The organism is Naasia sp., assembly GCF_025465545.1.
Classification (GTDB): domain Bacteria; phylum Actinomycetota; class Actinomycetes; order Actinomycetales; family Microbacteriaceae; genus Naasia.
On sequence record NZ_JAODMK010000016.1, the window covers coordinates 66245 to 88516 of the forward strand.

Annotated in this window: 20 protein-coding genes and 2 tRNA genes; 6 read left to right on the plus strand and 16 right to left on the minus strand. The window is 68.5% G+C overall.

Going from position 1 to position 22272, the window contains the following annotated elements; all coding sequences use genetic code 11:
* Nucleotides 1-51: 51 nt before the first annotated feature.
* From JWR33_RS05015 to pknB, 4 genes are read left to right on the plus strand one after another with little or no spacing between them, the layout of a single operon-like run.
* Entirely contained in the window at nucleotides 52-1374 is a 1323-nt protein-coding gene (locus tag JWR33_RS05015; RefSeq protein ID WP_297410112.1) for an FtsW/RodA/SpoVE family cell cycle protein, read from the plus strand.
* Nucleotides 1371-2831 (plus strand): penicillin-binding protein 2, encoded by a 1461-nt coding sequence (locus JWR33_RS05020; protein ID WP_297409968.1) that lies wholly within the window; start codon nucleotides 1371-1373, stop codon nucleotides 2829-2831. Before JWR33_RS05015 ends, JWR33_RS05020 begins: the two co-directional genes overlap by 4 nt.
* Nucleotides 2828-4618, plus strand: coding sequence for a protein kinase (locus JWR33_RS05025; RefSeq protein WP_297409969.1), 1791 nt, complete (start codon nucleotides 2828-2830; stop codon nucleotides 4616-4618). The genes JWR33_RS05020 and JWR33_RS05025 overlap by 4 nt, the downstream gene beginning before the upstream one ends.
* Nucleotides 4619-4622: 4 nt before the next feature.
* A complete protein-coding gene (gene pknB / locus JWR33_RS05030; protein ID WP_297409970.1) occupies nucleotides 4623-6359 on the plus strand; it encodes a Stk1 family PASTA domain-containing Ser/Thr kinase in 1737 nt (578 codons plus the stop codon).
* Between the two features lie 24 nt (nucleotides 6360-6383).
* Here the strand turns inward: pknB and JWR33_RS05035 are convergent, their stop codons facing one another.
* From JWR33_RS05035 to JWR33_RS05045, 3 genes are read right to left on the minus strand one after another with little or no spacing between them, the layout of a single operon-like run.
* The gene (locus JWR33_RS05035; protein WP_297409971.1) at nucleotides 6384-7028 is read right to left on the minus strand and encodes a gamma-glutamyl-gamma-aminobutyrate hydrolase family protein; all 645 of its coding nucleotides are present in this window, start codon (nucleotides 7026-7028) and stop codon (nucleotides 6384-6386) included.
* Nucleotides 7029-7035: 7 nt separating this feature from the next.
* Nucleotides 7036-7194 (minus strand): hypothetical protein, encoded by a 159-nt coding sequence (locus JWR33_RS05040; protein WP_297409973.1) that lies wholly within the window; start codon nucleotides 7192-7194, stop codon nucleotides 7036-7038.
* Nucleotides 7194-7976, minus strand: coding sequence for a class E sortase (locus JWR33_RS05045; protein ID WP_297409974.1), 783 nt, complete (start codon nucleotides 7974-7976; stop codon nucleotides 7194-7196). Before JWR33_RS05045 ends, JWR33_RS05040 begins: the two co-directional genes overlap by 1 nt.
* A gap of 60 nt (nucleotides 7977-8036) precedes the next feature.
* On the opposite strand from JWR33_RS05045, the gene JWR33_RS05050 reads away from it, so the two are divergent.
* Nucleotides 8037-8270 (plus strand): cell division protein CrgA, encoded by a 234-nt coding sequence (locus JWR33_RS05050; RefSeq protein WP_297409976.1) that lies wholly within the window; start codon nucleotides 8037-8039, stop codon nucleotides 8268-8270.
* A 44-nt stretch (nucleotides 8271-8314) separates the two neighbouring features.
* On the opposite strand, the gene JWR33_RS05055 is transcribed toward JWR33_RS05050, so the two are convergent.
* From JWR33_RS05055 to JWR33_RS05065, 3 genes are all read right to left on the minus strand, one after another.
* Nucleotides 8315-9190 (minus strand): hypothetical protein, encoded by an 876-nt coding sequence (locus tag JWR33_RS05055; protein WP_297409977.1) that lies wholly within the window; start codon nucleotides 9188-9190, stop codon nucleotides 8315-8317.
* Between the two features lie 114 nt (nucleotides 9191-9304).
* A complete protein-coding gene (locus JWR33_RS05060) occupies nucleotides 9305-10006 on the minus strand; it encodes a rhomboid family intramembrane serine protease (protein WP_297409979.1) in 702 nt (233 codons plus the stop codon).
* Nucleotides 10003-10542, minus strand: a complete 540-nt coding sequence (locus JWR33_RS05065) for a peptidylprolyl isomerase (protein ID WP_297409981.1) — start codon at nucleotides 10540-10542, stop codon at nucleotides 10003-10005. The genes JWR33_RS05060 and JWR33_RS05065 overlap by 4 nt, the downstream gene beginning before the upstream one ends.
* A gap of 101 nt (nucleotides 10543-10643) precedes the next feature.
* Between JWR33_RS05065 and JWR33_RS05070 the strand changes: the two genes are divergently transcribed.
* Nucleotides 10644-11240, plus strand: coding sequence for a hypothetical protein (locus JWR33_RS05070; RefSeq protein WP_297409983.1), 597 nt, complete (start codon nucleotides 10644-10646; stop codon nucleotides 11238-11240).
* Between the two features lie 169 nt (nucleotides 11241-11409).
* Here the strand turns inward: JWR33_RS05070 and JWR33_RS05075 are convergent, their stop codons facing one another.
* From JWR33_RS05075 to dnaN, 10 genes are all read right to left on the minus strand, one after another.
* On the minus strand, nucleotides 11410-12837 hold the full coding sequence (locus tag JWR33_RS05075; protein ID WP_297409985.1) for an amidase: 1428 nt from the start codon (nucleotides 12835-12837) through the stop codon (nucleotides 11410-11412).
* Between the two features lie 99 nt (nucleotides 12838-12936).
* Nucleotides 12937-13009 (minus strand) — tRNA-Ala (locus JWR33_RS05080).
* A gap of 142 nt (nucleotides 13010-13151) precedes the next feature.
* A tRNA-Ile gene (locus tag JWR33_RS05085) sits at nucleotides 13152-13225 on the minus strand.
* Nucleotides 13226-13287: 62 nt separating this feature from the next.
* Entirely contained in the window at nucleotides 13288-13695 is a 408-nt protein-coding gene (locus JWR33_RS05090) for a DUF3566 domain-containing protein (protein ID WP_297409987.1), read from the minus strand.
* Nucleotides 13688-16249 carry a DNA gyrase subunit A gene (gene gyrA, locus JWR33_RS05095; RefSeq protein ID WP_297409989.1) on the minus strand — a complete coding sequence of 854 codons (2562 nt, stop codon included), beginning with the start codon at nucleotides 16247-16249 and terminating at the stop codon, nucleotides 13688-13690. The genes JWR33_RS05090 and gyrA overlap by 8 nt, the downstream gene beginning before the upstream one ends.
* An 88-nt stretch (nucleotides 16250-16337) precedes the next feature.
* A complete protein-coding gene (gyrB, locus tag JWR33_RS05100) occupies nucleotides 16338-18332 on the minus strand; it encodes a DNA topoisomerase (ATP-hydrolyzing) subunit B (RefSeq protein ID WP_297409991.1) in 1995 nt (664 codons plus the stop codon).
* 124 nt (nucleotides 18333-18456) lie between these two features.
* Nucleotides 18457-18957, minus strand: coding sequence for a DciA family protein (locus JWR33_RS05105; protein ID WP_297409992.1), 501 nt, complete (start codon nucleotides 18955-18957; stop codon nucleotides 18457-18459).
* Nucleotides 18954-20123 carry a DNA replication/repair protein RecF gene (gene recF, locus JWR33_RS05110; protein WP_297409993.1) on the minus strand — a complete coding sequence of 390 codons (1170 nt, stop codon included), beginning with the start codon at nucleotides 20121-20123 and terminating at the stop codon, nucleotides 18954-18956. Before recF ends, JWR33_RS05105 begins: the two co-directional genes overlap by 4 nt.
* Before the next feature lie 25 nt (nucleotides 20124-20148).
* Nucleotides 20149-21060 (minus strand): phosphogluconate dehydrogenase (NAD(+)-dependent, decarboxylating), encoded by a 912-nt coding sequence (gene gnd / locus JWR33_RS05115; RefSeq protein WP_366073765.1) that lies wholly within the window; start codon nucleotides 21058-21060, stop codon nucleotides 20149-20151.
* Nucleotides 21057-22205, minus strand: a complete 1149-nt coding sequence (gene dnaN, locus JWR33_RS05120; protein WP_297409995.1) for a DNA polymerase III subunit beta — start codon at nucleotides 22203-22205, stop codon at nucleotides 21057-21059. Before dnaN ends, gnd begins: the two co-directional genes overlap by 4 nt.
* Between the last annotated feature and the right edge of the window lie 67 nt (nucleotides 22206-22272).

Genomic DNA, 22272 nt, shown 5'->3' on the forward strand with positions numbered 1-22272 from the left:
GGACCGCTGGTCACCGCTCCGCCCGCAGGCACCACGGGCAAGGTGCGCACGATGCGCATGCCCCGGAAGCTGCGCAACCTCGAGCTCGCGCTGCTGGTGCTCGTCTGGGCCATCAACGCGGGCGCAGTCGTGCTCGTGCAGCTCGGCGCACTCGGCAAGATCCAGCCGACGGTGGTGATCCTGGTCGCCGGGCTGTCGTTCCTCACGCTCGTGATGCACGTGGTGCTGCGCTTCCTCGCCACCGAAGCGGATCCGTTCATCCTCCCCGTCGCGACCCTGCTCAACGGGCTCGGCATCGCCGGCATCTACCGCATCGACCTCGCCGAGGGCGTGGACGGCTGGGAGTCCGTCGCGGTCCGCCAGATGATGTGGACGGCGATCGCCGTGGTCGCCGGCATCGCGGTCCTCGTGGTGATCCGCAACCACCGCGTCCTGCAGCGCTACACCTACCTGGCCATGCTCGCCTGCATCCTGCTGCTGCTCCTGCCGATGCTTCCCGGCATCGGACAGGAGATCAACGGCGCCCGGGTCTGGATCGGCATCGGCCCGTTCTCCTTCCAGCCGGGCGAGATCGCCAAGATCGCCCTGGCCGTCTTCTTCGCCGGGTACCTGGTCACCCGCCGCGACTCGCTCTCGATGGTGGGCCGCAAGGTCCTCGGGCTTCAGCTGCCCCGGGTGCGCGACCTCGGCCCCGTCCTCGTCGTCTGGGCCGTCACCATGTCGGTGATCGTGTTCCAGAAGGACCTCGGCACCGCGCTGCTCTACTTCGGCCTGTTCCTCGTGATGATCTACGTGGCCACCGGGCGCTTCAGCTGGGTGCTGCTCGGCCTGATCATGTTCGCGATCGGCGCGATCGCCGCCTCCCAGACCCTGTCCTACGTCAACGACCGCCTCAACAACTGGCTGGACCCCTTCGACCCCGAGCGCAGCGCCGGTCCCTCCTATCAGCTCGTGCAGGGGCTCTTCGGGCTCGCCAACGGCGGCCTCATCGGCACGGGCCTCGGTCAGGGCATGCCGGACGTGACACCGGTCGCCCAGAGCGACTACATCTTCGCCACGCTCGGCGAGGAGCTCGGGCTCACCGGACTGTTCGTGATCCTCGCGCTCTACCTGCTTCTCATCTCGCGGGGCTTCCGCATCGGCTTCGCGGGCCAGGACGACTTCGGCAAGCTGCTCGCCGTCGGTCTCTCCTTCGTGCTCGCCCTGCAGTGCTTCATCGTCATCGGCGGAGTCACGCGGGTCATCCCGCTGACCGGCCTGACGACGCCGTTCATGGCGGCGGGCGGCTCCTCGCTCGTGGCGAACTGGATCATCGCGGCGCTGCTGCTGCGCATCTCCGACTCCGTGCGCAACCAGCCGAGGCTTGTCGTATGAACCGCGAATTGAAGAGGATCAGCGTCTTCGTGGTGCTGCTGTTCGCCGTGCTCTTCGGCTCCACCTCGATCATCCAGGTCTTCCAGGCCGACAACCTGCGAGCCGACGACCGCAACGTGCGCACCCTCTACGAGAGCTACTCCGCCCAGCGCGGCTCGATCCTCGTGCAGGGTGACCCCATCGCCGAGTCGGTGCCGTCCAAGGACGTCTACAAGTTCCAGCGCACCTACCCGGGCGACCACCCCGAGCTGTACTCGGCGGTCACCGGCTATCTCACGCTCGGCGGCCAGCCCACCGGGATCGAGGGTGCACTCAACGACGAGATGAGCGGCACCGCCAACGCCCAGTTCTTCGACCAGCTCGGCACCATCATCAGCGGCCAGCCGCCGCAGGGCGACTCGATCGAGCTGACGCTGAACGCGAAGGTGCAGCAGGCGGCGTGGGACGCGCTCGGCGACCAGCAGGGCGCGGTCGTCGCGATCGAGCCCAAGACCGGAAAGATCCTCGCGCTCGTGTCGAAGCCGGGCTTCGACCCCAACGAGCTCGCGGTGCACGACGGCGACAAGGCCGCCGCGGCCTACCAGAAGCTGATCGACGCCGACGGTCAGCCGCTGGAGAATCGGGCCATCGCCGGCAACCTCAACCCTCCCGGATCCGTCTTCAAGCTGGTGGTCAGCGCCGCCGCGATCGAGAGCGGGAAGTTCACCCCGGACAGCGCCTTCCCCAACCCCGCAGAGTTCCCGCTGCCCGGAAGCACTTCGCTGGTGCTCAACGCGGATGGAGCGCCCTGCGGCCCCGGCGACAAGGCCACGATCGCCACCGGCCTCCGGCTCTCCTGCAACACCGTCTTCGCCCAGCTCGGCATCGCACTCGGCGAGCAGCCCATCTCCGACATGGCCAAGGCCTTCGGCTTCGGCCAGAAGCTGAAGATCCCCATGTCCGTGACGCCGAGCACCTACCCGACCGGGCTCGACAAGGCGCAGCTCGGCCTCTCGGCCTTCGGCCAGTACGAGGACCGCGTCACACCGCTGCAGATCGCCATGGTGTCGGCCGGCATCGCAAACGGAGGCGTGGTCATGAAGCCGAACCTGGTGGACCAGGTCCTCGCCCCTGACCTGACGGTCAAGCAGGAGTACCAGTCCGAGGTCTTCTCGACCCCGATCAGTGATAACACATCGGCAACACTCACCCAGATGATGGTCAACGGTGTCGAGAACGGCGCGGCGAGCAATGCAAGAATAGACGGGGTCAGCGTGGCCGGTAAAACGGGTACGGCGGAAAACGGTGGGGACGATCCGTACACGCTCTGGTTCACCGGCTTCGCGCCGGCGGACGACCCTCAGGTCGCCGTTGCGGTCGTGGTGGAAAACGGCGGTGGGCTCGGCCAGGAGGGTTTCGGCAACCTGGTTGCCGCGCCCATCGCGAAGCAGGTTATTGAGGCGGTGCTGAACAGATGAGACCGGCAACGGGCATCACCTTCGGCGGTCGCTACCAGCTCGCCAACCGTGTCGCCATCGGCGGCATGGGCGAGGTGTGGGAGGCGACCGACCTCGTCATCGGACGCACCGTCGCGATCAAGATCCTCAAGGACGAGTACCTCGGTGACCCGGGATTCCTCGAGCGCTTCCGCGCCGAGGCCCGGCACGCCGCTCTCGTCAACCACGAGGGCATCGCCAACGTCTACGACTACGGCGAGGAGGAGGGCAGCGCCTACCTCGTGATGGAGCTGGTGCCGGGCGAGGCTCTCTCCACTGTCCTCGAACGCGAGCACATCCTGCCCACCGACCGGGTCCTCGACATCGTCGCGCAGACCGCCTCCGCGCTGCAGGCTGCTCACGCCGCCGGCCTGGTGCACCGCGACATCAAGCCCGGCAACCTGCTGATCACCCCCGACGGCCGGGTGAAGATCACCGACTTCGGCATCGCCCGCATCGCCGACCAGGTGCCGCTCACTGCGACCGGCCAGGTCATGGGCACGGTGCAGTACCTGTCGCCCGAGCAGGCGAGCGGTCATCCTGCGTCCCCCGCCACCGACATCTACTCGCTCGGCATCGTCGCCTACGAGGCTCTCGCCGGTCGCCGACCCTTCACCGGCGAGTCGCAGGTCGCGATCGCGATGGCGCAGATCAACGAGACACCACCCGACCTGCCTGCGAGCATCCCCCAGCCCGTCCGGCACCTCGTGCTCGCCTGCATCGCGAAGAGTCCGTCCGACCGACCGGCGTCCACGGCCAATCTCGCGCGGGCGGCCCAGGCCCTCCGCCGCGGCGACGTCGGCGCTGCGGCCTCCGCCGTCCCCGGCATCCTGCCGCACGGGGCGTCGCTGATGCCGAACTCCGACGCGACCACGCAGCTCTTCCCCGCCGCCGGCTCCCCCAATGCGGCCGCCACCACGATTCTCCCCGCCGCGGGCGCCATGGGGTTCGCGGGCGCGACCGGAGCCGTACCGATCGACGGCGACGAGGATGAGCCGCACCGGCGCAGCCCCTGGACCTGGCCGCTCATCGCCCTCGTCGGGATCCTCGCGATCGTGCTCGCGGTCGTCCTGTTCAGCCTGCTCGGCAACCAGCCGAAGAACGGCACGTCGCCGAGCCCCAGCCCCTCGCGCCCGTCGGCGTCCCCGTCCGTCTCCCCCACTCCCTCGGCCACTCCCACCAGCAGCACCGTGCCGGTCGATGCCGGTGACTACACCGGCCGCCCCTACCAGGACGTGCAGGGCGACCTCGAGGGTCTCGGCTTCACCGTGAACGCGCAGTCGGGCAACGCGGCGTCGGACGAGTCGCAGGTGGGCGTGGTCTACGACGTGAACCCCACCGGCAACCTCCCCAAGGGCGCCACCATCACCGTCACCTACTACGGCGACCTCGCGGAGATCCCGGCGCCCGCAGCCCCCAAGCTGCAGTCCGCGAACCCCGCTCCTGCCGGCTCGACGGTGAACGTGAGCTGGCCGGCGTACAACTCCTGCCCGGCCGGGACCGATCGCAGCGGCTACGGGATCACCGTCGCCGGCGCTTCGGATGAGAGCAACGGCACCTTCTCGCTCGGGGCCGGCCAGACCAACTACAACGACATCACCGCGAAGAACCAGGACACTGCGAGCGAGATCACGGTCAGCTACGTGGTCTTCTGCGACGACCGCAACTCGCCCGACTCGCCCGCGCTCAGCATCCCTGTCGCCGCCGCGGCTCCGGAACCGGCTCCCGAGCCCACCCCCACCGACCCGCCCCTCCTTCCGGCGGGCTGATCCCGTGACCACCTCCACCGGGCCCACGTCCCGCCCCGCGCCCGACACCACCCGGGTCCTCGCCGGGCGCTATCAGATCGGCTCCCTCATCGGCCGCGGCGGGATGGCGGACGTGCATCTCGGCACCGACATCCGCTTGGGTCGCACGGTGGCGATCAAGCTGCTCAAGCCGTCGCTGGCCACCGACCCCGCGTTCCGCACCCGGTTCCGCCAAGAGGCGCAGGCCGCGTCCCGCATGGCGCATCCCACCATCGTCCGGGTCTTCGACGCGGGCGAGGAGATCGTGCGCGATGCGCATGGCAACGAGACGCCGCAGCCGTTCATCGTGATGGAGTACGTCGACGGCAAGCTGCTGAAGGACATCATCGCGATGGGCCCCCTGGAGCCTGCCGAGGCGGTGCACATCGTCGACGGCATCCTGACCGCGCTCGAGTACTCGCACCGCGCCGGGGTGGTGCACCGCGACATCAAGCCGGGAAACATCATGATCACCCGCACCGGCCAGGTGAAGGTGATGGACTTCGGCATCGCCCGGGCGATCTCCGACTCCTCGGCGACGGTCGCACAGACCACCGCCATCCTCGGCACCGCCCTGTACTTCTCCCCCGAGCAGGCTCGCGGCGAGACGGTCGACGCCCGCACCGACCTCTACTCCAGCGGCGTGGTGCTCTTCGAGATGCTCACCGGCAGGGCCCCCTTCCGCGGCGACACCCCGGTGGCGATCGCCTACCAGCACGTGAGCGAGCCGGCCCCCGTCCCGAGCTCGTTCAACCCCAAGGTGTCCCCGGCTCTCGACGAGGTCACCTTGCACGCCCTCGCGAAGGACCGATTCGACCGCTTCCAGAGCGCCGCCGAGTTCCGGGACGACGTGCACACGGCCGCGTCGGGCCGGATGCCTGCCCGACGCCTGCCGGACTCCGAAGTCGGGCCCACCCTCTTCGGCATCGCCGCGACGGACACGCTGGACGCGAACCCGGCCATGAAGCAGCTGGCCGCCGACGACGACACCTTCGTCCGAACTCAGACCCGCCCCCCCGCGGCCTGGATCTGGGCGGGCATCCTCAGCATCGGCGTCATCGTCGTGGCCGTGGTGATCTGGGTGTTCACCCTGACCCCCAGTCAGGACCTCCCGCCGGTGTCGCGGTCGGTTCCCTCCCTGGGGGGCATGACGTACGACCAGGCGGCCGGCGCGCTCGAGAAGCTCGAGCTGGTCGCGACCCGGCGACTCGAGGAGAGCAACGCGGTGCCGAAGGACCAGGTGGTCCGCACCGATCCCGAAGCCGGCACGATCGTCGCCTCCGGCACCGCGATCGACGTGTACATCTCGACCGGGAAGACCCAGTCGGTGGTCCCCGACGTTATCGGCCTCGACCAGGCTTCCGCGCAGCAGCTGCTCAACGACTCCTCGTTCACGCTCGGCGCGATCACCCGGGAGCACTCCTCGACCGCCGTCGCCGGCGCCGTGCTGCGGGCCGACCCCGAGGTGGGGCAGCAGCTCGACGCTGGTGCCGTCGTCAACCTCGTGGTGTCCGACGGACTCGTCGAGCTGCCTCGCGTGATCGACCTCCCCATCGCAGATGCACGGGAGCTGCTCGAAGGACCGGAGCTCCGCCTGCGGGTGAGCATCGTGGCGGCGACCGGGTGCGGCGCCGCGTCCGACGTCGTGTTCGGTCAGTCGCTGGCACCCGGAACGGTCGCGCAGCGCTCCGAGATCACGATCTCCTACTGCAGCGGCGAGTAGGTCCGTGCGGCAGCGTCGGTGGGATCAGCCTCGGCGCGCGCTCAGCAGCGGGTTGAGGTCGCGCGCCCGCTCCTGAGCGCCCTCCAGGCCGACGACCGCGAGCCAGTTGCCGAGCATGCGGTAGCCGCCCTCGGTCAGCACCGATTCCGGGTGGAACTGCACGCCGAATACCGGGGCGCTCTCGTGCCGCAGCCCCATGATGACGCCCCCGGTGGTGCGGCTCGTCACCACGAGCTCGTCCGGGACCGTCTCGTCGACCACCGCCAGGGAGTGATACCGCGTCGCCGTGAAGGGCTGCGGGACGCCTGCATAGAAGTCGCTGCCGTCGTGCTCCACCGCGGAGGTCTTGCCGTGCATCAGCTCGTCCGCATTCGTCACGACCGCTCCGCGCGCCTCGGCGATCGCCTGGTGCCCCAGGCACACCCCGAGCAGAGGCTGACCGGTGGCGATGGCGATGTCGACCACGGCGACGGAGGCACCGGCGTCGGCCGGCTTGCCCGGTCCCGGCGACAGGAGCACCCCGTCGTACTCCCTCAGCCGACCGGCCAGCCGGTCGGCGGGAATGCTGTCGTTGCGCACCACATCGGTCTCCGCGCCGAGCTGGTGCAGGTAGCCGTTGAGCGTGTAGACGAAGCTGTCGTAGTTGTCGAGCACGAGGATGCGGGTCATGGCCCCTCTATTCTCCCACCGTCACCGACTGCGGGTTGAGGATGCCGTCCAGCCAGGGGAACACCGCGGTGAACAGCGCGGCCACCAGGATCGCGGCGAGCACGACGAGCACCGCGATGCGGAGCCAGATCGGACCGGGCAGCACCCGCCAGAGCGCCGCGTACATCAGCCCTTCCCCAGGATCGAGGCGAGCTCGGCGGGCGGGCCGGCCGAGCGGGGCCGCCAGGAGTCGAGCACGCCGTACGCGATGATGCGCTCGGCCGTGGAGTAGAGCGGATTGCAGGTGGTGAGGGTGATGGTCCGATCCTTCGCGTCGACGCCCGGCTCCTGCGGCACCGGTGCCAGCACATCCACGGCGGAAGCCATCACGTAGTCGAGGTTGGTGAAGCGGTAGGTGTACCACCCGTCCACCGTCTCGACCACGAGAGGATCGCCCAGCCGCAGCTGGTCGACCAGGTGCAGCGCGCCGCCGTACGCGCTGCGGTGAGCAGCGACGACGAAGTTGCCGACCTCGCCCGGCATCTGGGTGCCGTCGTAGTGGCCCAGACCGAGTCGGGTGCTGTTGAGGATGTCGGTCGAGGTGCCCTCGGCGATGGTGCGCACGTAGTCCGTGCCGAAGCGGGGAACGTAGAGGTTGCCGATCACCTCGGCATGGGCCGGCTCTGCCGCCACCAGCGGATCTCCGAAGTCCTCCTTCGCCGGCGCTGCAGAGGGGGCGAGGCGCGTGCCGGGTGCGTAGAGGTCGCCCCACTCCTCGCTCTGCGCGCGCGCCGCGGAAGTCTGCGAGTCGGCGAGGATCGCATCGTTCCACCACAGCTGCCAGCCGAGGAAGAGCAGCACGATCACTCCGGCGGTGAGCAGGACCTCGCCGAGCACCCCCACCAGGGATGCCGACCGCGAAGGCCCGCGCGGCGGGGACGGCGACCCGGAATCGTCGGGCGTCACCATGGCGGGAAGTCTAGTTGCGCCTTCCGGTTGGAGCCCGAGACGCTTGCTAGACTCGCCGACATGGCACGCACACGAGTTCGCCCCGAGGTGCGCACCGAGGACCGCGGCGACGCCCCCAATCCGGTCTGGTTCAAGCCCGTCATGTTCGGCTTCATGCTGGTCGGCCTCGCCTGGATCATCGTCTTCTACGTGAGTCAGGGCACCCTGCCGATTCCGGACCTGCAGAGCTGGAACATCCTCATCGGCTTCGGAATCGCCTTCATCGGCTTCCTGATGACCACCCGCTGGCGCTGATCGTCGACCCTCGCGTTTCCTCGCCGGCGAGCTGAGCCCGCGGTTCAGAGCCCGAGTTCCGCCACCCAGTTGGCCAGGAACTCCGCGCCGGCCTCGTCGTGGATCTTCCCCTCGATGACGATCACGGGGTACGGCTTCTCGAGGACCCCGTCGCTCGGGCGCACGTCCACATGCGCCACGTCGAAGCCTGCCTCGTGCAGGTGGTCTGCCATCCGGTAGTCGCTGCGCGAGTCGCCGATGGAGCGCCAGCGTCGGGGCAGCTCGCCGCTCTCCGCGAAGTACGCCAGCGTGCGCTCGGCCGCGCGGTCCTTGTCGAGCAGCACCGACTCGATGTCGGTGGAGATGATCGTGGGGTCGATCCGGAAGGGCACCGCCCCGTCCGCATCCGCATGCACACGTGAGCCGTGCCGAACGCCGAGGCCGTGGCCGACGAGCACCTCGAACGCCAGGTCATCGAACCGGGCCTGCGCCTCCTGATACACCTCGGACTCGACGTCGGTGCGCTGCTCTACCGAGATCATGGCCCGCTTGGTCTCGTCGAAGAACATGGTGTCGCTGAACCGGCCGTGGACGAGGTTCCGGATCTCCTCCCCCACCTCGGCCGGCAGCGCCACCGAGGAGTCCACCGTGATCTCGCTGAGACCGGACGGCTCCACGGTCGCCCACACGGCGCCCTTCTCGAAGACCGCGAACATCCGGCCCGGGGAGCGGGTCAGCGCGTCCGCGAGGCCGGCCCCCTGGAGCGGCGGAATGACCTGCTGGCGGACGAACTCGTCCGAGCGACCGGTGATGAACGCGACCGGGACTCCCGCGCCGGCGAGCCGGACCAGATCCTGCGCGATGCTCGGAATCGCGATGCTCCGGGTGACGGGGCTTGCGATGGGTCCGTCTATATCACACAGCAATCCCAGGTTGAGCACGGTTTCTCCTGTCAGTTCGCCCCGTCTTCGGGGTACAAACGGCACAAAATCTGCTGGTCACGTGGCAACTACACCGGTGTAACTATGCACAGTGTGGAGACGCCTGTGGATAACTCAGGGAGTGCTTCCCGAGATCGCGGGCCAGAAGGAGATCAGCAGGAGCAGTGCGGTGAGTGCCACGAGCAGAGTGATCTGCAGGTTCCGCTGCGCGCGCCGCGGAGTGCGCACGAAGATGAGGGCAACCAGGGCGCCCGCGATGAGCCCCCCGATGTGCGCCTGCCACGAGATGGTGCGGAAGAACAGGCCGATGCCGAGGTTGAGCGCGATCATCACGAGGAGGCCCGTCGTGTTGGTCCCCGAGTTGCGCGCGATCACGAAGAAGGCGCCGAGCAGGCCGAAGATGGCTCCGGAAGCGCCCACGACGCCTTGGAAGGGGCTGACCAGGTACAGCACCGCGATGGACCCGCCGAGAGTGGAGAGGAAGTAGACGGCGAGGAAGCGCCACTTGCCGATCATCGCCTCGAGGGGCTGCCCGAACATCCACAGCGCGAGCATGTTGAACAGGATGTGCAGGATCACCCCGGTGGAGTGCACGAAGCCCACCGTGATCATCCGCCACGGCTCGAACGGCGCTCCTGTGGCGGGGACGGAGTACGCGGGGCTGTAGAGCAGCGCCTCGGTCACGCCCGAGCCGGGCAGCAGCTGCGCCAGGAAGACGAGGAGGGTGATCGTGATCAGGAGGTAGGTCGCCGACGGGGCGACGGTGCGGCGGAACCTCCTCCATGCGAGGGCGGCGGCGCCCCCCGACCCGCTCACTTCTCGCTGATGGTGATGCCCGTGAGGAGCTGGTCCTCCAGCGGGCGGTCACGTCCATCGGTCGGCACGGCACCGAGGCGGTCGACCACCTGGCGCGACTCGTCGTCGGCGACGACGCCGAAGATGGTGTGAGCGCCTTGCAGCCAGGTGGTGGCGCCCGTGGTGAGAAAGAACTGCGACCCGTTGGTTCCCTTGCCGCCGCGCTTGCCCGCGTTGGCCATCGCCAGCATGTACGGCTGCGAGAAGTTGAGCTCCGGGGAGATCTCATCGTCGAACTCGTAGCCCGGTCCCCCGGTGCCGGTACCCGTCGGGTCGCCGCCCTGGATCATGAAGCCCGGGATGATGCGGTGGAAGATGATGTCGCTGTAGAGCGGCCCCGACCCCTTGGCGCCCGTGCGCGGGTCGGTCCATTCCTTCTCCCCGGTGGCGAGACCGAGAAAGTTCTTGACGGTCTTGGGCGCGTGATTGCCGAACAGGTTCACGCGGATGTCGCCCTGAGTCGTGTGCAACGTGGCAACCGCGGTGTGCAGAGTCATGCATCGATCCTAATCGGCCTGCAAAAACTCCCCAGGGCGCTCTCAGCGCTCTGGGTGGCAAGATGGAGGAATTCCGCCAAGCTACCCCACGGAGGTAAGACATGAAGCTCTCCCGCACACGCAAGAAGGACCTCAAGCGGCTGCGGAGCAGCGCGGAGAACCTGTGGCAGGAGCAGCAGCAGGTGCTCGAGCACGCATCCTTTGTTGCTCGTGAGGCGCGGAAGCAGGCCAATCTCCTCACCAGCGAGCATGTGGTGCCGCGCGTGCTGAGCACCTACGAGTCGCGCTTCAAGCCGTCCGTCGACCGTGGCTATTCGACGGGAAGACTGTTCGCGACCGCCGCCCGGGCGAAGGCCGTCAACGAGGTGTTCCCCGCAGTCGCCGGTGTGGCTGCCTCCGCCCTCTCGGTGCTGGAGCTGACCAAGGGCCTGCGGGACAGGCTGGACGTGGCAGCCCTCAAGGCGAAGGGCATGTCGTTCGGCAAGGCGCCCGAGCCCGTCAAGAAGGGTGGCCCGGGGGTCGGCGGCTGGGTGCTGCTGAGTTTCGGGGTCGTGGCGCTGGCCGGAGTGGCCTACGCAGCCTGGCAGACCTTCCGAGCAGACGACGACCTGTGGATCGCGGACGACGAGCCGGAGGCCACCGGAACGGTGAACCCGACCGACATCCCCAAGGACGTTCCCCCCACGCCCACCGCGTGACATTCCCCGAAGGGCCCCGGCAGTCGCCGGGGCCCTTCGTGTTTCCCGTGGAACACCCCGCGCGGCCCCTCCTTCCCTCAACAGGCAGATTTTCCGCCGTGCCCCGTATAGGCCGGTTTCTGCCTGCTGAGGGTCTTTATGCCTGCTGAGCGAGAGTGGATCGGGGCGGTCACGGCTGGAAGGGGGAGAAGCCGGCCGGGGAGGGCCACGGATAGTGGCGCTCCCACAGTTCGGCGGTGTCGAGCAGGGCCCGGTCGGCATACCGCGGCGCGGTGATCTGCAGCCCGAACGGCAGCCCGTTGTCCAGGATCCCGGCCGGCACGGAGATGGCCGGCAGTCCTGTGACGTTCTGCACCGCCGTCGAGTACACCTCGGGACCGAGCAGGCCCGGCTCGGCGCTTCCACTCATCCCCCCGTCGGGGAAGAAGCCCGCCACCGCAAGGGTCGGCGTCACGAGAACACCGTCGTCGCGGAGGAGCAGGTCCATCTCGCGCGCATAGTCGAAGGTGCGCCGGCGCGCGTGAACGTATGCGCTGAGACCGACCCCGCGGCCGTCAGCGAGGAATTGTGCCGTACTCCGATGCAGAGCAGGAGCGGAGCCGTCGCCGAGCGCCCGGTCGAGGGCTGCCGCGTGTTCCGCCGATGCGATCGTGAACCAGTCCCGATCGGGACTTCCGCTCCCGAAGAAGGAGCCTGGCGAACGCCATTCGGGTCGCAGGCCGAGAAGAGCCGCCAGCTTCTCCACCGCGTCGGCGAACGCCCGCGCGACTGCGGCCGGGAGTGCGCCGAGCTCGTCCGTGCGCTCGGCCACGATCATCCGGGCCGGAAGCCTGCCGGGCGGCAGGACTCCGGGGAAGGCGGTCCGGTCTCCCGGTGCGGGCCCCGCAGCGATCTGGAGCTGCCCGCGCAGATCCTCCGTTCGCGTGGCCATGAACCCGTCCGTCTGGAAGTCGATCCACTCCGGCGCCCGACTCCGGCCCACGACTCCATTGGTGGGCTTGTAGCCGACGAGCCCACAGAGCGCGGCGGGGATCCGGGATGAGCCGCCCCCGTCGGTCGCGGTGGCGAGCGGAACCATGCCGGCCGCCAATGCGGCAGCCGAGCCACCGCTGGATCCCCCCGAGGAGAGGGCCGGGTTCCACGGATTGCGGGTGGCCCCGAAGAGCAGATTGTCGGTGAACCCCTCGATCGCGAACTCGGGGGTGTTCGTCTTCCCGATCACTATGGCCCCTGCCGCGCGCAGTCGCCCGACGACTACGTCATCGCTCGCCGCAGCCGGCGCATCGGCGAAGAGGAGCGACCCATGGGTCGTTCGCATGCCGGCGACATCCTGGGTGTCTTTCACGAGGAATGGCACGCCGGCGAGGAGTCCGGCCATCCCGCCGCCGCGCACGTACGTGTCGAGTGCCTCGGCCTCCGCACGCGCCTCGGTGTCGCGCAGGGCGACCACCGCGTTCAACCCGCCGTCGCGCTCCGCGATCCGCGACAGCGCGGACTGCACCAGGTCCGCCGCACTCAGCTCGCCGCGGCCCACCGCTCTGCCCAGCTCCGCGAGACTCATGGGCGGCGGCGTGGAAGCTCCGCTGCTGGATGGCACGGCCGAACGCTATCGCCTTCTGGCCGGAGCGACGGGGGGAATCGCACCGTCTCCGCGCAGCCGAGAGGCACCGCCCTCACGGACGGCGCCTCATCCCTGTGGAGACGAGGGGAATCGAACCCCTAACCCCCGCCTTGCAAAGGCGGTGCTCTGCCAATTGAGCTACGTCCCCGTGCTGACGCGGACCCGCCCAAGCTACAGGAGGACGAGATGAGGCGACCCGAAGCTGGGTCCGAAGATCGGACCGCCGCGCCGGGCCGATCGGGGTGCCCCCGACGCGCCGCCGCAGAAGCGACGGCGGCGCCATGGGCACGTGGGGCTACGAGGACTTGAACCTCGGACCTCTTCGTTATCAGCGAAGCGCTCTAACCACCTGAGCTATAGCCCCGTTTTCGACCGTGTCGACTTTACCCCACACGGCCGCTCCGGACGAATCCGGGTGGCCGGCGCCTACTGGTTGGTGAAGCCGACGAGGAGCCCACCGGTGATCTTGACACTCAGGTTGTACAGCACGGTGGAGAGAGCACCGAGTGCGGTGCCCACGACCACGTTGAGCAGCGCGACCACGAGGGCGAATCCGAGCACCTGCGCCAGCCCGAAGGTCTCGGTGATGCTGAAGTCCGCCTCACCGGACACTTCCCCGTAGAGCCCGCTGAGGGTGTCGAAGATGCCGGTCTGGGAGAGCACCATCCAGATGAGGAAGGTTCCGACGACCAGCACGATGCCGAGCGCGAGGGCGACCAGGAAGGACAGCTTGACCGCCGACCAGAAGTCGACGTACACGAGCTTCAGGCGAACCTGCTTGCTGTTCACCGTCCGGGACGACTTCCGCGCCAGCTTCTCCGCGACACTACTCATCCCCTGAAACGTCCTCTCCAGCCTCGGGCTCGACCGGAACGACCTCAGCGCGGTCGACCGGGACTTCGTCGACCTCATCGGCCGGCGTCGCACCCGCGACTAGGTTACGTTCACTGTTCTTCGCAACGGCGATGATTTTGTCCTTGTCGCCGAATCGGGCGAAAACTACTCCCATGGTGTCGCGGCCCTTGGCGGGAACCTCGGACACCGCCGAGCGCACCACCTTGCCGCCGGCGAGCACGACGAGCACTTCGTCGGACTCCTCCACGATCAGCGCGCCCGCGAGGTCGCCCCTCGACTCTTCGAGCTTGGCGATCTTGATGCCGAGGCCGCCGCGGTTCTGCACCCGGTACTGGTCGACCGAGGTCCGCTTCGCGTAGCCGCCCTCGGTCACCACGAACACGTACGAGCCGTCCACGCTGCCGGGCCCGGAGAGCACTGAGGCATCGAGGAGCTGGTCGTCGCCGCGGAAGTGCATGCCGATGACGCCGGACGTGCTCCGCCCCATCGGCCGGAGTGCATCGTCGGTGGCGGTGAACCGGATCGACATCCCCTTGCGGGAGACGAGCAGCAGGTCGGAGTCCTCGTTCACGAGGAGCGCGGAGACCAGCTCGTCCCCGTCCCGCAGGTTGATGGCGATGATGCCACCCGTGCGGTTCGTGTCGTACTCGGGGAGGGCGGTCTTCTTGATCAGGCCCTGCCGGGTGGCGAGCACGAGGTACTGGGCGACCCCGTAGTCGCGGATGTCGAGAACCTGCGCGATCTTCTCGTCGGGCTGCAGCGCGAGCAGGTTCGCCAGGTGCTGGCCCTTGGTGTCGCGGCCGCCCTCCTGCACCTCGTAGGCCTTGGCGCGGTAGACGCGGCCCTTGTCGGTGAAGAACAGCAGCCAGTGGTGCGTCGTCGTCACGAAGAAGTGGTCGACGATGTCGTCGGCGCGCAGCTGGGCGCCCCGGACGCCGCGGCCGCCGCGGTGCTGCTGGCGGTAGTTGTCGCTGCGGGTGCGCTTGACGTATCCACCGCGGGTGACGGTGACGACCATCTCCTCCTCGGGGATGAGGTCCTCGACCGTCATGTCGCCGCCGTAGCCGAGCAGGATCTCGGTGCGCCGCTCATCGCCGAACTTCTCGACGATCTCGGCGAGCTCCTCGCTGATGATCTGACGCTGGCGCTCCGGACGAGCCAGGATGTCCTTGTACTCGGCGATCATGCGCTCGAGCTCGGCGGCCTGCTCGATGATCTTCTGACGCTCGAGGGCGGCGAGCCGGCGAAGCTGGAGGCCGAGGATGGCGTTCGCCTGGACCTCATCGACCTCGAGCAGCTCGATCAGGCCTTCGCGGGCGTCGTCGACGGTGGCCGACCGGCGGATGAGGGCGATGACGTCGTCCAGGGCATCGAGCGCCTTGAGGTAGCCGCGCAGGATGTGGGCGTCCGCCTCGGCCTTGCGCAGACGGTATGCGGTGCGCCGGACGATGACCTCGACCTGGTGCTCGACCCACAGTGAGATGAAGCCGTCGACGGGCAGGGTGCGCGGCACCCCGTCCACGATCGCCAGCATGTTGGCGCCGAAGTTCTCCTGCAGCTGGGTGTGCTTGTACAGGTTGTTGAGCACGACCTTGGCCACCGCGTCGCGCTTGAGCACCACGACGAGGCGCTGTCCGGTGCGCCCGGAGCTCTCGTCGCGGATGTCGGCGATGCCGGCGACCTTGTTGTCCTTGACCAGCTCGGCGATCTTCACCGCCAGGTTGTCGGGGTTCACCTGGTACGGCAGCTCGGTGACCACGAGGCACGTTCGACCCTGGATCTCCTCGACGCTGACGACCGCCCGCATCGTGATGGAACCGCGGCCGGTGCGGTAGGCGTCCTCGATGCCCTTGGTGCCGAGGATCTGCGCACCGGTCGGGAAGTCCGGCCCCTTGATGCGCTGGAGCAGGGCCCCGAGGAGCTCCTCTCGCGTGGACTCGGGGTGCTCGAGCAGCCACTGCGCTCCCGATGCCACCTCGCGGAGGTTGTGCGGGGGGATGTTGGTGGCCATGCCGACCGCGATCCCGACTGACCCGTTCACGAGCAGGTTCGGGAACCGAGCCGGCAGGACAACCGGCTCCTGGGTCTTGCCGTCGTAGTTGTCCTGGAAATCGACGGTGTCCTCGTCGATGTCGCGGACCATCTCGAGTGCGAGAGGCGCCATCTTCGTCTCGGTGTACCGCGCCGCAGCGGCGCCGTCGTTGCCGGGCGAGCCGAAGTTGCCCTGGCCGAGCGCGAGGGGGTAGCGGAGACTCCACGGCTGCACGAGGCGGACCAGGGCGTCGTAGATCGCGCTGTCACCGTGCGGGTGGTACTGGCCCATAACCTCGCCGACCACGCGCGCGCACTTGCTGAACGAGCGATCCGGCCGGTAGCCGCCGTCGAACATGGCATAGACCACCCGGCGGTGCACGGGCTTCAGCCCGTCCCGAACGTCGGGCAGCGCCCGCCCCACGATCACGCTCATCGCGTAGTCCAGGTACGACCTCTGCATCTCCAGCTGGAGGTCTACCTGTTCGATTCTGTCGGTCATGTTCTTTCCTCAGTTGTGGAGAACCGTGTGGAGACTGTGGACAATCCGGGCAGGCGCGATCGGCATCAGCCGGTCGGCCTGTGCACGATCAGATGTCGAGGAACCGAACGTCCTTCGCGTTGCGCTGGATGAAGCTCCGCCGCGACTCGACGTCCTCACCCATCAGCGTGGAGAAGATCTCGTCGGCCGCAGCAGCGTCCTCGACCGTGACCTGACGGAGCGTTCGGGTCTCCGGGTCCATGGTCGTCTCCCACAGCTCCTTGTAGTCCATCTCGCCGAGGCCCTTGTAGCGCTGGATCCCGTTGTCCTTCGGGATGCGCTTGCCCTGTGCGGCGCCGTCCTCGAGCAGGGCGTCGCGCTCGCGGTCGCTGTAGACGTAGTCGTGCGGCGCGTTCGTCCACTTGAGCCGGTAGAGCGGCGGCTGCGCCAAGTAGACGTAGCCCATCTCGATGAGCCCCCGCATGTAGCGGAACAGCAGCGTGAGCAGCAGGGTGGTGATGTGCTGGCCGTCGACGTCGGCGTCGGCCATCAGGATGATCTTGTGATACCGCGCCTTCTCGGCGTTGAAGTCCTCGCCGATGCCGGTGCCGAAGGCTGTGATCATCGACTGGACCTCGTTGTTGGCGAGTGCCCGGTCGAGGCGTGCCTTCTCGACGTTCAGGATCTTGCCGCGGAGCGGGAGGATGGCCTGGTGGATCGGGTCGCGGCCGGTGCCGGCCGAGCCGCCCGCCGAGTCGCCCTCGACGAGGAAGATCTCGGAGACCACCGGATCCTTGCTCTGGCAGTCCTTGAGCTTGCCCGGCATCCCTCCGCCCTCGAGCAGGCCCTTGCGGCGGGCCGTCTCGCGGGCCTTGCGCGCGGCCATCCGAGCAGTCGCAGCCTGCAGCGCCTTCCGGATGATCTCCTTGGCCTGCGCCGGGTTCCGCTCGAACCAGTCGCCGAGCTGGTCCCCGGCGACCCGCTGCACGAACGTCTTCGCCTCGGTGTTGCCGAGCTTGGTCTTGGTCTGGCCCTCGAACTGCGGCTCCCCGAGCTTCACCGAGATGACGGCGGTGAGGCCCTCGCGCACGTCGTCGCCGGAGAGGTTGTCGTCCTTGTCCTTGAGGATGCCCTTCTCCCGCGCGTAGCGATTGACCAGGGTGGTCAGAGCCGCGCGGAAGCCCTCCTCATGAGTGCCGCCTTCATGCGTGTTGATCGTGTTCGCGTAGGTGAACACGCTCTCGGTGTAGGCGGTGGTCCACTGCATGGCCACCTCGAGGGAGATCCGCCGCTCGGTGTCCTCGGATTCGAAGGAGATGATCTCGGGGTTCACGATGTCCGCGCGCTTGGCGTTGTTGAGATACTCCACGTAGTCGACGAGCCCGCGCTCGTACACGTAGACGTGGGTGAGCGCGCCCTTGGCGTCATCGACACCGGCATCCGGGTCGGAGTCGTCGGCCGCCGCCTTGCGCTCGTCGGTGAGGGTGATCTTGAGACCCTTGTTGAGGAAGGCCATCTGCTGGAAGCGTGTGCGCAGCGTCTCGTAGTCGAACTCGACGGTCTCGAAGATCTCGTCGTTCGGCCAGAAGGTGATCGTGGTGCCGGTCTCGCTGGACTCCTCGCCCTGCTCGAGCGGAGCGACGGGCACGCCGGAGTGGAAGCTCTGCCGCCAGACGGCACCTTGACGGCGGACCTCGACGTCGAGGCGCTTCGACAGCGCGTTCACCACCGAGCTCCCCACACCGTGCAGTCCACCGGACACCGCGTAGCCGCCGCCCCCGAACTTGCCACCCGCGTGCAGCACCGTGAGCACCACCTCGACCGTCGACCGCTTTTCGACCGGGTGGATGTCCACCGGGATGCCGCGGCCGTTGTCGATCACCCGAACCGAGCCGTCCTGCCGGATGGAGATCTTGATGTCATCGCAGTATCCGGCCAGCGCCTCGTCGACGGAGTTGTCGACGATCTCGTACACGAGGTGGTGCAGACCGCGGGGGCCGGTGGAGCCGATATACATGCCCGGTCGCTTGCGAACCGCCTCGAGCCCCTCGAGGACCTGAATGTCGCTGGCGCCGTAGGTGTGCTCCGGCTCGGGATGATTCATGTCTGTCGTCATACGTTCCTGGCTCCCGCCGGTAGGCCTCGATTCTATCAAATCGGGGGCGCCGGAACGGGATAAAACGGCCGTCTGAGGGCCTATTTTCGAGCCGTTGGGCTCTTTTGCCGCCTCAGCCGTAGGTATCGCGCGGACCGCGGCCTGGAACCGATCTGGGGCCACGTTTCCAGGTAGGGGCACCGGGGCCGGAAAAGGCGATGTTGGAGATGCCGGCCGCGGGGTACCCCTGGGCGATGCGCGTGAGGATCTCCGTGCGCATCAGCCGGAGCTGTGTCGCCCATGCGGTCGAGTCGCAGCTGACGCGCAGCAGCCCGTCCTCCACACCGGTCGGCGTCGAGTGCGCGGCGGTCTCGGGGCCGGCGATCTGCTCCCAGGCCGAGAGGAGCTCGCCCTGGGCGAGCGTCGCGTCCCAGCCGAGTGTCGATGTCATGCCGGTGAGCGTCTCGCCGAGAGTTGCCGGATCCCGCCCGCTGCCGAAGGGCTGCGATTCGCCCTCGATCGACCGGCGCTTGCGTCGCGGCCGGAGCGTCGCGGAACCGATCCCGCCGAACACGGAACGCAGGCGCAGGTACACGGATCGCGCCTCGTCGACCACCGATTCGTCGTCGTTCACGCCGCGCTCCCGTCATCGACGATGCGCCCCGCGGAGATGTGCACCATTCCGCCGTGCAGTCCATCGGGCACGTCCTCGGCCACGGCCGAGGTGATGATCACCTGCTCGTAGCCGACGATCGCCTCCGCCAGCCTGCGGCGCCGAGGGGCGTCGAGCTCGGCGAAGACGTCGTCGAGGATCAGCACGGGGTCGCCCGCACTGGACTCGGCCCTGAGAAGCTCGGCCGACGCCAGCTTGAGCGAGAGCGCGAACGACCATGACTCCCCATGGCTCGCGTAGCCCCGGGCGGGCAGGCCGTTGAGCTCGAACAGCACGTCGTCGCGATGCGGCCCCACCAGGGTGAGGCCCCGTTCCAGCTCGCGCGGACGGACCGTGGCGAGCGCGGTGCCGAAGAGCTCCCGGATCTCCTCGACGGGCAGATCACGCCGCGCCTCCTCGGTCCCGGCCTCGTCGGCGTCCGGCCTCGTCGACAGGATGCTCAGCCGGCTGCCGAGCCGCGGGCCGTGATCGGCGCCCACGATGGTGCGATAGGCCTCGACGACGCCGGGTCGCAGATCGGTGACGAGTCCCTGGCGTGCTGCGACGATCTGGCTGCCGAAGTCCACGAGGCGCTCGTCCCACAGATCGAGCGTCGACAGTGCGCCCGATCGCGCGCCCGTCGCCCGAGCCGATTTCAGGAGAGTGTTCCGCTGCCGCAGTGATCTCTCGTAGTCCGCCACGACGCCGGCGAGGCGTGGGGTGCGCAGAACGAGGAGCTCGTCCAGGAACCGGCGCCGGCCGCCGGGATCGCCGCGGACGAGCGCCAGGTCCTCGGGGGCGAACAGGACGCTGGAGAAATAGCGCGGCAGATCGCGCACCTTCGCCGGGGAACGCCCCACCTGAGCCTTGTTCGCCGAGGACGCGTTGATCTGCAGCTCGACGAGGATCTCGCGGTCGCCGTGTCCGAGGAGTGCCCGCACGATCGCCGCCTGGGCACCCTGACGCACGAGGGCCAGGTCGCTGGAGACGCGGTGCGAACCCAGCGTGCTCAGATAGCCGAGGGCTTCGACCAGGTTCGTCTTGCCCTGGCCGTTGCTGCCCACGAGAACGTTGACCCCGTTCCTCAGCTCGAGATCGGCTTCCCGATAGTTGCGGAAGTCGACGAGGCTCAGCCGGCGGACGTGCATCGACTGTCCTCCCCCGCAGACGGCGTCAGCCGTCGGCGCTCGGCTTGACGGCGTGACCGCCGAACTGCTGGCGGAGCGCCGCGACCGCTCGCATGGCAGGCGACTCGTCCTGGCGGGACACGAAGCGGGCGAAGATCGAGGCGGAGATCGCCGGCATCGGCACCGCATGCTCGATGGCCTCTTCGAGCGTCCAGCGTCCCTCACCGGAATCGGCGACGTACCCCTCGATCTTCTCGAAGCCGGGATCCTGCTCGAGGGCGCGGACGAGGAGTTCGAGCAGCCACGACCGCACAACGGTCCCCCGCTGCCAGGCCTTGAACGTGCCGGGCAGATCCGTGATGAGGTCCGAGCGGGCCGCGAGGAGCTCGTAGCCCTCGGCGTAGCCCTGCATCAGCGCGTACTCGATGCCGTTGTGCACCATCTTGGCGTAGTGCCCGGCGCCCACCGGCCCCGCGTGCACGAAGCCTTCCTCGCGGGGTCCTTCGGGGCGCAGCGCCTCGAAGACGGGCATCGCCCGGGCGATCGTCTCGTCCGAACCGCCGACCATGAGTCCGTACCCGTTGTCGGCACCCCAGATGCCGCCGGAGACGCCGGCATCGGCGTAGTCGATGCCCTTCTCCGCGAGCTGCTTCTCGTGCACGAAGTCGTCGGTGAACTTGGAGTTGCCGCCGTCGATCACCAGGTCGCCCTCGGACAGCACCCCGGCGAGCTCGCCGATCACGGAATCGGTGATCGTGCCGGCCGGAACCATGACCCACACGATGCGCGGAGCGGTCAGCGCGGCGGCCAGGTCCGCCAGGGTGGCGACGTCCGACACCTCGGGATTGGTGTCGTAGCCGACGACCTCGATGTCCGCGGCGCGCAGCCGGGTGCGCATGTTGTTGCCCATCCGGCCCAGGCCGATCAGACCGATCTGCATTTCGAACCCCCGAGTCAGCGAAGCAGCAGGTTGGGCTGCAACAGGTAGCGGTAGTCGTCCGACGCGGCCTTGTCCTTGCTGGACTGGCTCGTGATGAGCACGGGGCCCGGCTTGTTCGGATTCTCCGTCTTGGTGAACGCGATGCGCACGAACTCCGAGTGCACGGCGCCCAGCCCGTCGAGGAGGAACTGCGGCTTGAGCGAGACGACCGTGTCTGTGCCGTTGAGGAGGGCATCGATGTTCTCGGACGCCTGAGCCTGCTCGGAGCCGATTGCCTCGAGGGTCAGTCCGTCGAGGTCGAAGCTGTAGCGGAGGGCCGCCTCGCGCTCGAGGACGAGCTGCACACGGCGGGTGGCCTCCACGAGCTCGGCGGTGTTGATCACCGCGTAGTTGTCGACGGCCTCGGGGAACAGGCGCTTCACCGGGGGGAAGTTGCCCTTGATGAGCAGCGACGTCACCGTGCGCTTGGCGGAGCTGAAGGCGATGAGCTCACGGTCGTCACCGCCCGTGATCGAGACGGCGATGGTGCCGGTCGAGCCGAAGGTGCGGCCGATCTCCTGCAGGGTGCGGGCGGGCACGAGTGCGGTGATCGTGTCGGTGGAGCCGGTGGCCGACTCCCACGGGATGCCTCGGACGGCGACGCGGTACCGGTCGGTGGCCACGAGGCTCAGGCTGTCGCCGGAGATCTCGAGCTGCACACCGGTGATGACCGGGGTCACATCGTCCCGCGATGCGGCGACGGCGACCTGCGCGACCGCCGTCGAGAACGCGTCGGCCGGAACGACACCGGTCGGCGCCGCCACGGCGGGCAGATTCGGGTACTCCTCCACGGGCATGCTCAGCAGCGTGAATCGGGCGGAGCCGGCGCGGACGACGATCCGGGAGTCCTCGGAATACACATCGACAGGGGCGGCGGCCGGCAGGCGGCTGGCGATGTCGGCGAGGAGCCGGCCGGAGACGAGGGCCCTTCCCGGCTCCGCGACCTCGGCGGTGATCACGGTGCGTGCGGAGACCTCGTAGTCGAAGGAGGAGAGGGTGAGACCGTCCGGTCCCGCTTCCAGCAGGACTCCGCTGAGGATCGGGAGCGTGGTGCGCTGGGGCAGGAGCTTGACGGCGAACGACACGGCCTCGCTGAACACGTCCCTGTTCGCTTGAAACCTCACGAAATGTCCCCTGTCTGTTTCCGGTCCGTCAAATCGTAGCGGGTGCCTGAGAAGCGGGGGCCAGCGA